Source organism: Ruegeria sp. AF1, from assembly GCF_056542125.1.
This window is the reverse complement of sequence record NZ_JBQFZG010000026.1, coordinates 14766-29026: the sequence shown is the minus strand read 5'-3', so window position 1 is coordinate 29026 and position 14261 is coordinate 14766. Positions and strand designations below refer to the sequence as shown.

The following is a 14261-nucleotide window of genomic DNA, read 5'->3' as shown; positions in this document are numbered from 1 at the left end:
TTGTTCCAGCTTTCAGAAAAAAACCCCCGCAAATCCCCATGCCGCTGCGGGCGAATAACCAACACACCCGACAACCCCGTCCGCTCAATCTCCATAACACCTAACCTCAACCGTCTGTTGCATACGTTTTGGATTTGCCGCACGCATATGAAATGTGACTTCGATTCGAAATTTTCAGAGCGTAGTTAACTGACCGCGCGAACAAGTTGAATGGGTAAGCTCTTTTGTCGAGTTTTGCGTCTGATGGCTTTGGCGACTTTCTTGACGGGGCTCTTTGCTGAACTTCTGATTGTCCATTCCTTGCTGGTGGCCAAAAATGCAATCACGTGAATAGAAAAACGCTTTGTTTGGAACGAAAGAGCGGAGTAAAGAAACGGGAAAAGCGGCAGTATCGGATCCGAGCTGCTACAAAACGTAACGGCTCAAATCCGCCGACTTGGTCAATTCGCCCAGATTGTCGTTCACGAATTGCGCATCGACCGTTATTTCCGTTCCGGCCCTGTCTGGTGCGGTGAATGACAGCTCTTCAAAGACCCGTTCCATGACGGTGTAAAGCCGCCGCGCACCAATGTTTTCAACGCTTTGATTCACGTCGGCTGCGATCCGCGCCAGGGCGGCAATACCATCCTCGGTAAACCCAACCGTAACCTCTTCGGTGGCCATGAGGGCCGTGTACTGACGGGTCAATGCGTTGTCGGTTTCGGTCAGGATACGCACGAAGTCTTCCTCGGTCAGCGCGCGCAGCTCTACCCGGATGGGCAGACGACCCTGCAATTCGGGCAGAAGGTCTGATGGTTTGGCGATATGGAACGCACCGGATGCGATGAACAGGATGTGGTCGGTTTTAACCGGACCGTGCTTTGTCGAGACGGTTGTGCCTTCGATCAGAGGCAGCAGGTCGCGCTGCACCCCTTCACGACTTACATCACCACCACGCGCTTCTGTGCGGGCACAGACCTTGTCAATCTCGTCCAGAAAAACGATGCCGTTCTGCTCCACCGATTCCAATGCGGTGCGGGTGACCGTCTCATCGTCCAGCAGCTTGTCGGCCTCTTCCCCGATCAGAACCTCATAGCTTTCGGCGACAGTCAGACGTTTTCTAACAGTGCGCCCGGCAAACGCCTTACCGAAGATATCGCCCAGATTCATCATCCCCATCTGACCGCCAGGCTGTCCCGGAATATCGAACATCGGCATTGGGTTTGAACTGTTCGCGACGTCCAGTTCAATGACCGTCTCATCCAGCTCACCCGACTTGAGCTTTTTGCGGAACATCTCTCGTGTGCCTTCACGGGCATCCGTACCAGCGATGGCGTCAATCACGCGGTCTTCGGCGGCCTGATAGGCTTTGGCCTTGACATCTTCGCGCATGAATTCCCGAGTTTGCAGAATGGCGGCATCGGCCAGATCGCGGATGATCTGTTCCACGTCGCGACCGACATAGCCAACCTCGGTGAACTTCGTGGCTTCGACCTTGATAAAGGGTGCGCGCGCAAGCTTGGCCAGACGGCGGCTGATCTCGGTTTTGCCGACACCGGTGGGGCCGATCATCAGGATGTTCTTTGGATACACCTCTTCGCGAATATCGTCCGGCAACTGCTTGCGGCGCCAGCGGTTGCGCAGTGCAACGGCCACGGCGCGCTTGGCATCCTTTTGCCCGATAATGAAACGATCCAGTTCCGAGACAATCTCGCGCGGGGTCAGGTCGGTCATATGTGTTCTATCCGTTTGTTTCGCACCGGAACCTAATCATAAGCTGCGAAAACACAAGCTGATCACAAAAAACTCACGCCAACACACGAACCGAACACGGAAATTCGAGGTGATGTGAATCGCCACACAGATATTTGCTGCGCATAGTCTGCGTCAACGGGCAAAGTCGCCCGCACTTATCTAATGGAGAACGTAAAATGATGACTCGTCGTTCACTTTTTCTGAACGCGGCTGCCACTGGCGCGGCTCTGACTCTGGTCGGCACCAATGCGGCTTTGGCCGGGGGTGACAAGAAAAAGGGTCATTTCGAGGGGCGCTCGAAGCACGAAACCAGCGGCTCGGTCAAAGTAAAAAAGGATGGCGATCGTTATATCGTTGAATTAGGCAACGACTTTTCGTTGGACGGTGGCCCCGACCCGCGTGTGGCATTCGGTAAGGATGGCGAATACGACCCGTCATCTAAGCTGGGTGCACTGCTGAATTTGAAAGGCAAGCAATCTTATGCGGTGCCTCCAACTATGGACATCTCGGGCTACAACGAAGTTTACATCTGGTGTGAGGTCGCTGGCGTCCCGCTGGGTGTTGCGTCGCTTAAATAATCTGAACGACAGAGGCCGGATCATCCGGCCTCTAATTCGTCGTTAGCTGACACGACGCATATCTGCTACACTCGCCCCAAAGCATTTGAGCACGGGGCGAGTTGTATGACGAAAATTGCCAAGATCACCCTGCTGTTCGTGGTGTTCGTGGACCTGATCGGACAAGGTCTGGTCTTTCCCATCATCAATTCGCTGATCATGGAAACGAGCTCCGGTTTCCTGCCGGAAAGCACGCCTGTCGGCCGCAGGCATTTTTATTATGGTCTGGTGATCGGATGCTTTTTCCTGTCGTGGTTTCTGGGCGTTGTTTATGTCTCGAAAGTGTCTGACTCGATTGGGCGAAAGAATGCATTGCTGGTCTGCCTTGGGGGCGCGCTGGCCGGATATGCGTTGACCATTGTGGCGCTTTATCTCAATAACCTGCTTCTGCTGATCGTTGGCCGTTCGATTACCGGGTTCACTGCGGGTAATCAGCCCATCGCGCAGGCGGCGATGATCGATGGCAGCACCGACGCGTCTGACCGGGACCGAAACATGGGCTACATCGTGACTGGTGTTAGCTTTGGCCTTGTCGGCGGGCCGATCATAGGCGCGGTTTTGTCGGATTCGGCGTTATTTGGCGGCTTTGCCACGTTGAAAACCCCGTTCTATGGCGCGTTCGTGTTGGTTCTGGTGGCGATATTTCTGGTGCTGCTCTTTTTCAAGGACACCCGAACCAAGCGCGAGCCCTTTGTGTTTCGTCCACGCGATATTACCGACAGCCTGATCGCAGTTGGCGAACACCCGCTGGTTCTGAAAATCCTGCCGGTCTATTCGTTTTTCATGATCGCCAATGTCACATTCTACGTGTTTGTCGACAATTTCCTAACCAGCGCATTCGGGTATGGGGTCATCGGGGGCAGCGTGGCGATGGTGGTCATCGGAGTGGCGCTGGCCTTTTCCAGTACATTCCTGGTGAAGCCTGCCCAGGAAAGGTTCAGCAAACACGCGATCATTTACACGTCGCTTGTGGTGATGGTCATTTGCGGGTTTGCCTTTGCCTTCAGCCCAAGCGGTGTATTCAGCTATGTCCCGGTGTTTTTCTTCTATTTCCTGTTCGGGGTCGCCTATCCAACGCTGTTGGGCCTGTTCTCCTCAAGCGTCAGCGAGGCGGATCAGGGCTGGGCCATGGGCGTGGCCACTGCCGTGTTCTGCCTTGCGGGCGGGATCATGTCACTGATCGGTGGCGGATTGATGAGCATCGATATCCGCGTGCCCTATTACATCGTGATCGTAGCGGCGGTCCTGGGGTTGATCGGTATGCACCGTCGATGGAAAGGCAAAGAGATCAAAGCGCTTTTAGCCTGAGATCGTCTCAACCGTCAGGTTGCCATTGGTATAGACGCAGATATCTGCTGCGATGGCCATGGATTGCCGGGCGATGTCCTCTGCGGATCTGTCGCTGTCCATCATGGCACGCGCGGCGGCCAGAGCGAAGTTGCCTCCCGACCCGATGGCAGCCACATTGTGTTCGGGTTCCAGAACATCCCCTGCCCCGGTGATGACAAGCAGATCCTTGCCGTCTGTCACGATCAGCATCGCCTCAAGTTTTTGCAGATACTTGTCTGTGCGCCAGTCCTTGGCGAGTTCAACCGAGGCGCGGGCCAGTTGGCCGGGCGTAGCTTCAAGCTTGGCTTCCAGCCGTTCCAGCAACGTGAAGGCATCCGCTGTCGATCCGGCAAAACCTGCCACGATCTCGAACCCTCCGGGAGACAGGCGGCGCACCTTGCGCGCGGTGCCCTTGATCACGGTCTGACCCAGACTCACCTGACCGTCGCCGGCAATGACGACATGACCGTCCTTCTTGACGCCGATAATCGTTGTGCCGTGCCAACCGGGAAAGTCGTTATCTGCCATGATCATCTCCGCTTTTGCTGGCGGTATATATGGGCCGGACCGGTTGTTGGCGCAACCCATTGCCAAACTGCCCAAAAGATATGCAAAAAATGCAATTCGGGGTTACCGGACCAGCAATTGTGAGTCCGGCCAAGCGGTACTAGATGAGGCTCACAACCGACGACGGGTCGGCTGTTTCTTCAATAAGGACTGCGCACATGGCAACCACAGCTAATATTCATGCGCCGCTCGGAGCAGCTACCATCCTGCACGTGGCGGACGTTTTCATCAATGCATTCGACAGTGTTGTCGCATGGAATGAAGCACGTAAAACACGTAACCTTCTGTCGGAACTCAGCGACACGCAGCTGGACGATATCGGTCTGAGCCGCGCGGATATCGCAAAAATCTAATCCAACCGACGGATCATCAAACCGAACCAGCCGCCCGGGTTTCCGAGCGGCTTTTTCGTTGCTCAACTCTGGATGTATTTCCCGGCAAGATCGGGTAAAAAAGCTTCGACCGCGGCAGTTGCAATGACGTGCAGAGTGCCAGCTTCTTCATCAGCTACATCCAGACCACCTTTGACCGCGCGAACCTCGACCCGGCCGCGCGGCATGTCGGCAGCAACCAATTCACAATTCACCTGTTCCGGATTCTGAACGCCGATTGTCACAAGCACGCGCATTTCGTTGTGATCGATCCCCAGCTTTGAAAACAGCGTGATGGATGAATGATGCAGCGCGTCCTGTACCGCGCGGCGGGCTGCTTTGGTATAATCCTGACCATAAAGGTCATTACCAGTGCCCATTTCCAGGATGATCCGCTTTTCACTCATTGCGCCGGGTCCATGTTGAAAGAAACGATCAGTGCAGCGTTGGCTATCACCGTGTGGCCGTCACCATTCGGTTTTTCGATGTCCAACCCACCTTTTGTGACGGTAATGTTGGGCTGACCATAAGGGAAAACGGCTTTGAGGGCGTCGGTATCCACTTGATCCGGCTGCTGCACGCCGATCTCGGCATCAATGATCATCGCCTCTTTCGGGAAACCAAAAAGTTCGGCCATATTGACCGAGTTGTGCCACAGCGCGTCCCTGATCGCCCGCAGCGACGCCTCGGTATAGTCCATCCGGCGCAGGGAAGTGCCCATCCCGAATTCTACAAGAACGCGCGTTTTTGCCATTGGTTTCCCCGCCGTTTCAACAAAAAAGGCGCCCCAATCTGAGACGCCTTTCGAACAATCCGTTATCGCCAGATCAGATGGATTCGTCGATCCAGCTTTGCAGCGCGGCTTTGGGGGCAGCGCCTGCGCGGTTCGATACAACCTGACCGTCCTTAAAGATAAACAGCGCCGGGATGCCGCGCACGCCCATGGCGGCGGCAGAGTTCGGGTTGTTGTCCACGTCCACCTTGGCGATCTTGACCTTGCCGCCATATTCGGCGGCCAGCTCTTCCAGTGCCGGACCAATCTGCTTACAGGGTCCGCACCATTCGGCCCAGAAATCCACTACAACTGGAACGTCCGAGTTCTTGACTTCGGCGTCAAAGGTTTCGTCGGTGACGGCTACGGTCGACATATTATGTCTCCTGAATGAAATGCGCTTGGGCTGTGAAGGTAGGGGTGGCAGTAGGCAAGGTCAAGATATCTGGGTGCAGGCCACGGCATCCGTCACAAGATCGTGTGGCAACCACATAAGATTTGCCGTTCTTGTCCAAAGGATTGCGGTGCGTATCTTATGGTCCGGATAGATCTGCGACAGGGCCTGCGCATACGCGCCCATTTGGCGAAGCAACCCTTCGGGGCAATCTTCGACCCGGTTCGGAACGGTGGCATTTGATTTGAAATCAATTACATGGACTTCGGTGTCCGTCACGATCAGGCGGTCGACAATCCCATACATTCGCTGCCCGCGCAGGTCGGCAGTTACAGGTACTTCGGCCAATGTGTCCGGCGTGAAAATGTGTCGCAGGCTTTCGGATGTCAGCACGCCTGTGACTTCGGTCAGCAATGCGTTCTGATCCTCTTGCCCCATGCCGGGCAGCAGGCGGGCGCAAAGCTCTGGCCAGTGGTCCTGCGTGACTTTGGGCAGATGCTCAAGCAGCAGGTGCACGCGGGTTCCGCGCAGTTTGGCAGCGTCTTCATCCAGACCAGCGTCACCTGGCAACGCCTTGGCCCCACCCAGATCCGAAGGGCTGATGGTGGCCGCAGGTACAACCGGTTCAGGTGCAGGGTGCAGGAACATATCAGGTAGATCTGAATGTTTAGCCGATGCGCGTGACAGCTCAACCAGTGGAAACCCATCCCAGTCGCCATGGGACAGCCGACGTGTATCTGAACCAGGCAGTTGCGTTGCCCCGGCCCTTTCCATCGCTGCTTCTACCATCTGGTACCAGCTGTTGCCATCTTTACCCAAATCACCTGCCGCAGCCACGATCAGCCACTTTTCAGCCCTTGTTAGAGCCACATAAAGCAAGCGAAGCCGTTCATTTTCCTCGCGGGTGCGCGCCTCTGTCCGGGCGCGAGTGATCAGGTTCGGCGATTGGTCTGCCGAAACCTTCCACAGGGGTGTCCCGTCTGCCACCATGATTTCGGCGTCGCGTGGCGGCTGGCGTTTGCCGGTATCAGGCAGAATGACGATCGGAGCCTCCAACCCCTTCGAGCCGTGCACCGTCATCACCCGGATCATATTTCCGACCCCGCTCATCTGTCGTTTGATCTCCAGATCGTCGGTCTGCATCCAGACCAGAAATCCAGTCAGGCTGGGGATATCCGTCCGCTCGTAGGCCAACGCCTGCGATAGCAGGGCATTGATACCGTCCTCAGCCTCGGGTCCCAGTCGGCCCAACAGGTTTCGTCGCCCGTCGTGTCGGGTCAGAATGCGTTCAATCAGGTCATAGGGGCGCAGAAAGTCGATCTGACTGCGCAGATCGTTCAGAACGGCCAGAGTTTTGGGGAAATCGTCGGCGCGTCTGCGCAAAGCAGCCCACAGGAATTGCTCCTCCCGCCGATGGGCAAGATCGAAAAGCTGCTGCTCGGACCATCCGAACAGTGGGGATTTCAGAACTGTCGCCAGCGACAGGCTGTCTTCGGGCGTCGCCAGAAAGCTAAGCAGCGCAGCCAGATCCTTGACCGCAAGTTCGGCACCCACTTTCAGCCGGTCCGCCCCGGCGATGGGAAGCCCGGCAACCTTGCAGGCGCGGATGATCTCGGCGAACAGGTCAGACCGGCGTTGCACAAGGATCAGAAAATCACCGGGCTGAACTTTGCGTCGAACAAACTGGCCCTGTGTGTCCCCGTCTTCAGGTATAGTTTCGCCGTCATCGATCATTTTTTTGATCGACGCAGCCACCCGTTCGGCCAGAATAACGGTATGGTGCCGTGATCCGGGCCGGTCCACCGGATCGGTCCAATCCCCCTCCTCCGCGTCCTCGACTTTCTCGACGACGGGCCAAAGATCAACCCGACCGGGCAAATCGGATTTGAAGGCGCGGTGCTGACTTTCCTTCTGAAATCCTGCATCGGCGCGGTTTTCAAAAAGCGTGTCGACCAGAGACAAGATCGCGCTGGAGGATCGGAATGAATATTCCAGCGTCGAATCCCACAGTTTAGAGCCTGAATCAGAGAGTTTCCGGTCAAACTCTTCCTGCATACGGTCAAAGGCTTGCGGGTCGGCGCCCTGAAAGGAATAGATCGATTGTTTTTTATCGCCGACAACAAAGATAGTGCGCTCGACCCCTGATCGGGCCCCTTCCCCGCTAGTGAATTCCTGAGCCAGTTTTTCCACCACATCCCATTGATCGGGGCTGGTGTCCTGCGCTTCGTCGACAAGAATGTGGTCGATACCCCCGTCCAGACGGTACAGCACCCATTCAGCCACCGCCGGGTCATTCAGAACCTGACGTGCGCGCAGGATTAGATCGTCGAAATCCAGCCACCCCCGCAACTGCTTGCAGCGCTCATATTCCGGTAGGAATGCAGCGGCAAAGCGGTGCAAAACGGCGGTTTTCTGGGCAGCAATCAGCGCCAGTCGGCGTTCACGCGCAGCTTCGACCCGCAGCATGAGAGCTTCGAGTTGAGGCATCCGGTCCGCCAGCGCACCTTCGCGAAGGGGCTTGGTGGGAAAGCCGTTGATCTTGGCGGTGAACGGTTCTTTTGCGCCTTTTCCGGTCAGCAGCACGTCTTCCAGCATGGGCAAGTGAGCCAATCGTGCTTCGGTAAACCCTGCCAGCCTTGCCGCTGCCTTGGCATTATTGCCGCCACTTTCGAGCAATAGGGGCAACATTGACTGGATCAGCTCAACCTCACCACCCAAAAAAACGCTTTGGAACAACGCATTATCGCTAAAATGCGAGGGCAGCTCGAAGCGTTGCAACAGATCAGACCAATCCAGTTGTTGCGCGAACAGGTTGCGCTTTTGGGCGATCGCCGCAGTCAGCTTGTCAAAGCCTGAATCGGTGACAAACCGGGCCACGTCTTCGATCAGCCGTGCCTGCGGGCCTTCCGCGAAATCTTCAACAATTTCTTCCCTCAGCAAAGCTGCCGCACGGTCTTCCATTTCCGAAAACTGCGGGCTGACTCCGGCCTCGAGCGGGAAACGACGCAGCAACGAGGCGCAGAAAGAGTGAATTGTCTGGATTTTCAAGCCGCCCGGCGTCTCAATGGCGCGGGCAAACAGGGTGCGCGCTTGTGCCAACCGGTCTGAATCGATGGCGCCGGTCACGCCCAGTTCGGCCAGGTCCTTTTGCAGCCTGGCATCTTCAAGCATTGCCCATTTGCCAAGACGGTCAAACAATCGGTTCTGCATCTCGCTGGCAGCAGCTTTGGTATAGGTCAGGCAAAGAATGTGTTGTGGCTGGACGCCACCCAGCAGCAGGCGCGCCACCCGATCGGTCAAAACCCGTGTCTTCCCTGACCCTGCATTGGCGGCCAGCCAGGTCGAGGCATCGGGTCGCGAGGCCTGCACCTGCCGTTCGGTTGCTTCGTTGCGCGCGCTCATGTCAGATCCTCGGGGCGCGTTTCGGCTGTCCGGTCCCACTCGCCGAACCGGGCAAGATGATCATAGTCACCGATATCCGTATCTTTGTGCAGCATTCGGCGGGACGAATACCCCTGATCAGACTCTAAATAGGCTGATATCAACTCTTTCAGCTCGGTCAAAACCTTGTCGGCGGGTTCTTTCAGCAGCGGCGCGGGCACCTCATTATAGGCACCACCCATACCGATGAAGATGGCCTCTGCCACCGCCATCGGGTCAAGCCCCTCGATACCGCCCTGCTCGGCCATTGCGGCCTCGATCAGCAATTGCTTGTCGAATTTGGATTGCTGGCTTTCTGTTGGAGGCGCGCCGGTTTTATAGTCGATGATCCGCAAGGCCCCCCGGCTGTTGTGATCGATCCGGTCAGCGCGCCCTGTGATGGTGAAGTCCAACGGGTTCAGCACCAGCTTCATCGCCGCTTCAAAGGCCACTGGCCCACCGTCACCCCGGCGCGAAAGTTCAGCGCTGATAAAGTCGTCTGCGATCCGTTCCAGCCGCGCCAGCCACAGATGTCGCGCCGTGGGCCAGGCGACATGCTGCTCCAGTAATGTGTGCGCGCGTTTCAGAAAATTCTCACGCGTCAGCAAAGCGTTGTCGAGCACGCTATCCTTGACGAAATGTTCGAGGATTTCGTGGATCACGATCCCCCGCAGCAACGCGTCGGGTGCCTGGACAAGCGGATCGAGAGGTTTCAACCGCAGCACATGCTTGGCGTAAATGGCATAGGGATCGCGGATCAGTCGCTTGATTTCCGTTACTGACAGGTGACGCGGACGCGCGACAACTGGCGGGCGCGGGGATGGGCGTGGCGCGGGGTCAATGCGCGGCGTGTCTTCCAGAGCCTCGGACCAGTTCAGCCAGTTTTGGCCACGGGCGCGCATTTCGGCCAGCGCTTGGGGGCCACCCTGCTCAGGCAGACCCTGCAACAGGTTTGTCAGCCGGTTCACCCAACGAGACGGCACCATTTCCGCATCATCCGAGCGGGTTGCGCGGGTTAGCCAGACCTCGGGCGCGCCGATGGCCTGTTGAAAGTCATGCGCCGACAGGCCGATCCGGCGTTCAGGCAATAACAGGCCCGCCCTGTCGCGCATCTGTCGGTTCAGCCAGGGGTCGGGCGCCGGCGCCCCTGGCCAACTGCCTTCATTCAATCCGCCAAGGATCAACAGGTCTGCACCTTGTACCCTCGCTTCGAGTGTGCCCCAGATCATGATATGCGGATGCGGCGCATCGCGGTCGCGGACCTCTTCCCCGGCAAGCAGCGCGCCCAGAAGATTGGCAAAATCATAGGCTGTCATCGGCCCGCCATGTTGCGCCTCATCCCTGAGAGAATTCAGCACTGCCAGCGCCTTTTGACCCGCGTTCTTGTCCCACAGCGTGCCGGTTTCACCTGCGCTGCCAGCCGAGATCGCCTCGGCCAGTGTTGTGAGCCGATCTACCCAGTCGGAAAGCGCCAACTCGCCACTGATCTGCTGATCGCAGAAGTGGTGAACAACCCAATGGACCCAGCTTTCGGGGGCTTCTTTGCGTACTGCAAATGCGGTGAGGCTGGTGCCATCCGGAAATGGTGGGCCATTGCGGCGCAGATCCAGTTCCAGATCACGCGTGTGCAGCAAATGTTTACCGCGTTCACTGCCGTCATGGCACAAAGGGTGCTTTAGCAAGGTAAGCAGCGCCTCGCCCTCCAGACGGCGCGTGAACAGACCAGCCACATGTCGCAGAAACCGGCCCGGGGGCGAGAGTTGCAGCGGCAGACCGGCGCTGTCATCTGCCAGAATGTTCCACCGATCCAGCGCGGCGCTTACCTGACGGGTCAACATGCGATCCGGCGTAATCAGGGCGGCGGTCTGACCGGTTTCGGCAGCTTGTCGCAGGCGCAGGGCAATGGCCAAAGCCTCGTCCCGCGGTGATTGCGCCTCGATCAGTGTCAGGTCTTTGGTTGCGCCGAGTAGATCAGCCAGTTTCGGGCCTTCGCTCATCCAGGCATCGGTGATCGGGGCTGGGCGCAAAGCCAGGGAAACCAGACGGTTACGGGCAGGCGAGGGGGCGTTCAGGTCTGTCCATGGAGTAATCTGGCCGGGTGACAGGCCCAGCCCGCGCATCAGCTTTCGAAACCGGTATTGCGGATGATCTTCCGAAGTCAACGCATCATCCAACCCTTCCCAAACGTGATCCGGCTGGTCGAAATCGTATCCGGGCAGTACCAACGCCCCTTGTGGCAAGCGCGCGACGGCATCCATCAGCATCAGCGTGGTGCCGCGCGAACCGGACGACCCGGCCAGAACAACCGGATGCAGGGGGGGATCGGTTTGCCAGCGGGCGATCAGGTTTTCGACCACGCGACGTTGGCGGGCCTGCGCGTCCATCACCTGCGAGCCCGTGTCAATGAAATGATCTGCGATACCGATAAAGGTCTGAGCCCGCGCCCAATGGCCGGACATGTCGCTGACATCCAGCCCCCGGATCGTGTCCGGTGACACACCTTCGCCCTGCATTTCGTCGATCAGCGCCGCCAGACTGTCGGACAGGTCAAAAATCGACGACCGGGCGGCCAGATCCGGTTGTTGTTCCAACAATTTGGCCACCAGCTGAGACAATTCCAGACGCCGCCGAAGGGGCGGGATGGCAGGTGGAATATGCGCCAGATCAGCGTTGTCCCCCAGATCGGTTAGCAGCGATATGCGGGGCAGCAGGCATGGTGGCCCCTGATTGAACAGATCACGTACGCGCCGTTCCATACGCCGCGTGTTCAACACCAGCCCCACCCGCGCCAAAGCCTCGGGCGGGCCTGAACAACGCCGCCTCAGGCCGTCGACCAACGCCTTGGGGAAATCCGTACCGGGCGGGACGGCGAAGACGCGGGGCAGGGGTCCGGGGTCAAACATCTGCCAGCAAATCCTCGGCCAGAGCGATCCCATCTGGGTGGCCCACATCACACCAGCGACCGGGATACTCAATGCCGAACAAACGCCCTTGATCGTGCATCTGGTTCCAAAGCAGGTTCAACGAAAACGCCGGTTGCGAAATGGCGTGCAACCCTTGTGTCTTGAGGATCTGCGCGCCCCCGTAAACCAAGCCGGGCCCACGCGTGATCCGCCCCACCTGATCGGCGGTAAAATCACCCGGCCTGTCGTGACCAATGGCCTGCGCAGTCGGAACACACATCAAAAGCGCATCCATGCGGGACGGGTCCCATGCGTTTTGCAGCAGCATCAATGGATTTGGGCCGGACCAGATTGCGTCGGTATTCAGTGTGAACACAGGGTCGGTGCCCAGCAATGGCAGGGCTGCGCGCAACCCGCCGCCGGTTTCCAAAATCTCCGGCTCTTCCGGCGATATCAGAATGCCTTTGGGCCTGAGATGCGCGTCGAGCTGATCGGCGTGGTAATGCACGTTTGCCACTGTGCGAACAGGGCCAAGGTTGTCGACAAGATCCAGCGCGTGGTCGATCAGGGCGCGCCCGGACACTTCGATCAGCGGTTTGGGTCGGTCCTTGGTCAACGCGCCCATACGGGTGCCAAACCCGGCGGCAAACAACATTACGGCAAAGGGTGATCCGGTCATTGGGGCCTCAGCCTGGCCAAATTCTGAGGTGTTGGTCGGGGCAGAGCGTCGTGCAGCAGCGAGGCCACCGAAACAAGGGCAGGGTGTTCCAGATCCCTCATGAGGTGCGACCAGACCGCCGGGATCATGTCCAGATATTGCGGCTTGCCGTAGTCGGTTGCCAGCCGCGAAAAACCGCCAAGGATGCGAAGATTTCGCTGCGCGCCCAATACGCTGTACGCGGTACGAAATTCGTGATCGTCCATACCTGACCCTGCAATATAGCGGTTGATCATCTGCATTTCTGTCCCGACCGAAACATCGCGGCGAATGTCCTGAAGCAAGGACACCAGATCATAGGCGGGGTGCCCCAGCATGGCCAATTGGAAATCCAGCAATCCGACGCGCCTTATGCCGTCGCGCTTGGGCAGCCACAGAAGGTTTTCTGCGTGATAGTCCCTTTGAATGACAACTTTGTCCCCAGAGGTTTCGCGGTGCAAAATATCTGCAAACCGAAGTTCGAACCGGTCCAGAACGCCCTGATCAACATTGCCCTGAATGCCAGCGGCGTATTTCGTAAGCGCCAGTGCCGCCAGGTCCGTCATCAGGGCTGGATCGTAAGACGGTAGTGATAATATTGGCGCCTGATGCAGGTGCAGCAGCACGTCTGTCGCGGCCTCGTACAAAAGGCGTTCTTTGGACGGGTCTTTTTTAAGGACGCGTGCAAACAGATCATCACCCAGATCTTCCAGCAGCAGAAATCCATATTCAGCGTCTTCTGCGTAAATCTCGGGCGCACTCAGGCCAATCGAACGCAGATACTCGGCAACACGCACAAACGATTCGACGCTTTCGCCCTTGTCAGGTGGTGCATCCATCAGGACAGCCGTTCGCCCACTGACCGGATCGGTCACGCGTTCGTACCGGCGGTTCGATGCGTCGCCGGCCAGTGGTGCACGCGTTGCCCCGACCCAAGGAGTTTGTGCAATAAGGGCCTCTGCCAGGACTGTCCTGTTTGTCATCCGGCATTCTCCAACTTGTCTACCCATTTCGGATCGGTCCATGACAAGGACATGTGGCGGGTTTCTTCTGTGTCATGGTCTGTTTCGAAGGCCAGTTTTAACGCAGCGACAGGGGCTAGTGTGCCCAGTTTTTCCGGCCATTCCACAAGGCAGATTGCTGTGTCAAAGGCTTCAACCAAACCCAGCTCATCCACTTCCTCTAACGCGTTCAGCCGATAAAGATCGCAGTGCCAGATCTCACCGGCAGGGGTGTCATAGGTCTGAACCAAGGTGAATGTGGGTGATGGCACGTCTTCCGGTTCAGGCATAAGTGATTGAATGAGGTTGCGCGCGAAATGCGTCTTGCCGCTGCCGATTGCGCCGCTAAGCAACAGGACATCCCCGGAACCAAGCGAAGACCCGACACGGGCCGCGAAATCTGCGGTTTCATCGGGCGATTTAAACGTCAGGGTTTGGGAGGTCGTCGTCATGGCG

Annotated in this window: 13 protein-coding genes and 1 pseudogene; 3 read left to right on the top strand and 11 right to left on the bottom strand. The window is 57.6% G+C overall.

Annotated features, from left to right (window positions below; all coding sequences use genetic code 11):
• Positions 1 to 95: pseudogene (locus ACR0BK_RS19600) on the bottom strand (dTDP-4-dehydrorhamnose 3,5-epimerase); the annotation flags it as partial.
• A gap of 310 nt (positions 96 to 405) precedes the next feature.
• Positions 406 to 1713, bottom strand: a complete 1308-nt coding sequence (gene hslU / locus ACR0BK_RS19595) for an ATP-dependent protease ATPase subunit HslU (RefSeq protein ID WP_480555984.1) — start codon at positions 1711 to 1713, stop codon at positions 406 to 408.
• 197 nt (positions 1714 to 1910) lie between these two features.
• Here hslU and ACR0BK_RS19590 point away from each other — a divergent pair, with 197 nt between their 5' ends.
• Together ACR0BK_RS19590 and ACR0BK_RS19585 are read left to right on the top strand one after the other, a co-directional pair.
• Positions 1911 to 2312 carry a DM13 domain-containing protein gene (locus ACR0BK_RS19590; RefSeq protein WP_480482580.1) on the top strand — a complete coding sequence of 134 codons (402 nt, stop codon included), beginning with the start codon at positions 1911 to 1913 and terminating at the stop codon, positions 2310 to 2312.
• A gap of 105 nt (positions 2313 to 2417) precedes the next feature.
• Positions 2418 to 3659 carry an MFS transporter gene (locus ACR0BK_RS19585; RefSeq protein ID WP_480496393.1) on the top strand — a complete coding sequence of 414 codons (1242 nt, stop codon included), beginning with the start codon at positions 2418 to 2420 and terminating at the stop codon, positions 3657 to 3659.
• Here the strand turns inward: ACR0BK_RS19585 and hslV are convergent.
• Positions 3651 to 4208 carry an ATP-dependent protease subunit HslV gene (gene hslV / locus ACR0BK_RS19580; protein WP_480496391.1) on the bottom strand — a complete coding sequence of 186 codons (558 nt, stop codon included), beginning with the start codon at positions 4206 to 4208 and terminating at the stop codon, positions 3651 to 3653. The two genes, ACR0BK_RS19585 and hslV, sit on opposite strands and share 9 nt — an antisense overlap.
• Positions 4209 to 4405: 197 nt before the next feature.
• Here hslV and ACR0BK_RS19575 point away from each other — a divergent pair, with 197 nt between their 5' ends.
• A complete protein-coding gene (locus ACR0BK_RS19575; RefSeq protein ID WP_480521310.1) occupies positions 4406 to 4600 on the top strand; it encodes a DUF1127 domain-containing protein in 195 nt (64 codons plus the stop codon).
• A gap of 62 nt (positions 4601 to 4662) precedes the next feature.
• Here ACR0BK_RS19575 and ACR0BK_RS19570 read toward each other — a convergent pair whose 3' ends face one another.
• The 8 genes from ACR0BK_RS19570 to tsaE all read right to left on the bottom strand — a co-directional run bounded on the left by ACR0BK_RS19570 (position 4663) and on the right by tsaE (position 14257).
• Positions 4663 to 5025 (bottom strand): Lin0512 family protein, encoded by a 363-nt coding sequence (locus ACR0BK_RS19570; protein WP_480521312.1) that lies wholly within the window; start codon positions 5023 to 5025, stop codon positions 4663 to 4665.
• Positions 5022 to 5372 carry a Lin0512 family protein gene (locus tag ACR0BK_RS19565; RefSeq protein ID WP_480521314.1) on the bottom strand — a complete coding sequence of 117 codons (351 nt, stop codon included), beginning with the start codon at positions 5370 to 5372 and terminating at the stop codon, positions 5022 to 5024. Before ACR0BK_RS19565 ends, ACR0BK_RS19570 begins: the two co-directional genes overlap by 4 nt.
• Before the next feature lie 73 nt (positions 5373 to 5445).
• Positions 5446 to 5766, bottom strand: coding sequence for a thioredoxin (gene trxA, locus ACR0BK_RS19560; protein ID WP_209505247.1), 321 nt, complete (start codon positions 5764 to 5766; stop codon positions 5446 to 5448).
• 60 nt (positions 5767 to 5826) lie between these two features.
• Positions 5827 to 9186, bottom strand: coding sequence for a double-strand break repair helicase AddA (gene addA / locus ACR0BK_RS19555; protein WP_480555983.1), 3360 nt, complete (start codon positions 9184 to 9186; stop codon positions 5827 to 5829).
• Positions 9183 to 12107 carry a double-strand break repair protein AddB gene (addB, locus tag ACR0BK_RS19550; protein WP_480555982.1) on the bottom strand — a complete coding sequence of 975 codons (2925 nt, stop codon included), beginning with the start codon at positions 12105 to 12107 and terminating at the stop codon, positions 9183 to 9185. Before addB ends, addA begins: the two co-directional genes overlap by 4 nt.
• Entirely contained in the window at positions 12100 to 12786 is a 687-nt protein-coding gene (locus ACR0BK_RS19545; protein WP_480474431.1) for a nucleotidyltransferase family protein, read from the bottom strand. Before ACR0BK_RS19545 ends, addB begins: the two co-directional genes overlap by 8 nt.
• Entirely contained in the window at positions 12783 to 13787 is a 1005-nt protein-coding gene (locus tag ACR0BK_RS19540; RefSeq protein WP_480555981.1) for an aminoglycoside phosphotransferase family protein, read from the bottom strand. The genes ACR0BK_RS19545 and ACR0BK_RS19540 overlap by 4 nt, the downstream gene beginning before the upstream one ends.
• The gene (gene tsaE, locus ACR0BK_RS19535) at positions 13784 to 14257 is read right to left on the bottom strand and encodes a tRNA (adenosine(37)-N6)-threonylcarbamoyltransferase complex ATPase subunit type 1 TsaE (protein WP_480555980.1); all 474 of its coding nucleotides are present in this window, start codon (positions 14255 to 14257) and stop codon (positions 13784 to 13786) included. The genes ACR0BK_RS19540 and tsaE overlap by 4 nt, the downstream gene beginning before the upstream one ends.
• Positions 14258 to 14261: the final 4 nt, after the last annotated feature.

Excerpts from the sequence above, each read along its gene's own strand:
- hslU (WP_480555984.1), bottom strand. The coding sequence starts at position 1,713 with ATGACCGACCTGACCCCGCGCGAGATTGTCTCGGAACTGGATCGTTTC.
- ACR0BK_RS19590 (WP_480482580.1), top strand. The coding sequence starts at position 1,911 with ATGATGACTCGTCGTTCACTTTTTCTGAACGCGGCTGCCACTGGCGCG.
- ACR0BK_RS19585 (WP_480496393.1), top strand. The coding sequence starts at position 2,418 with ATGACGAAAATTGCCAAGATCACCCTGCTGTTCGTGGTGTTCGTGGAC.
- hslV (WP_480496391.1), bottom strand. The coding sequence starts at position 4,208 with ATGGCAGATAACGACTTTCCCGGTTGGCACGGCACAACGATTATCGGC.
- ACR0BK_RS19575 (WP_480521310.1), top strand. The coding sequence starts at position 4,406 with ATGGCAACCACAGCTAATATTCATGCGCCGCTCGGAGCAGCTACCATC.
- ACR0BK_RS19570 (WP_480521312.1), bottom strand. The coding sequence starts at position 5,025 with ATGAGTGAAAAGCGGATCATCCTGGAAATGGGCACTGGTAATGACCTT.
- ACR0BK_RS19565 (WP_480521314.1), bottom strand. The coding sequence starts at position 5,372 with ATGGCAAAAACGCGCGTTCTTGTAGAATTCGGGATGGGCACTTCCCTG.
- trxA (WP_209505247.1), bottom strand. The coding sequence starts at position 5,766 with ATGTCGACCGTAGCCGTCACCGACGAAACCTTTGACGCCGAAGTCAAG.
- addA (WP_480555983.1), bottom strand. The coding sequence starts at position 9,186 with ATGAGCGCGCGCAACGAAGCAACCGAACGGCAGGTGCAGGCCTCGCGA.
- addB (WP_480555982.1), bottom strand. The coding sequence starts at position 12,107 with ATGTTTGACCCCGGACCCCTGCCCCGCGTCTTCGCCGTCCCGCCCGGT.
- ACR0BK_RS19545 (WP_480474431.1), bottom strand. The coding sequence starts at position 12,786 with ATGACCGGATCACCCTTTGCCGTAATGTTGTTTGCCGCCGGGTTTGGC.
- ACR0BK_RS19540 (WP_480555981.1), bottom strand. The coding sequence starts at position 13,787 with ATGACAAACAGGACAGTCCTGGCAGAGGCCCTTATTGCACAAACTCCT.
- tsaE (WP_480555980.1), bottom strand. The coding sequence starts at position 14,257 with ATGACGACGACCTCCCAAACCCTGACGTTTAAATCGCCCGATGAAACC.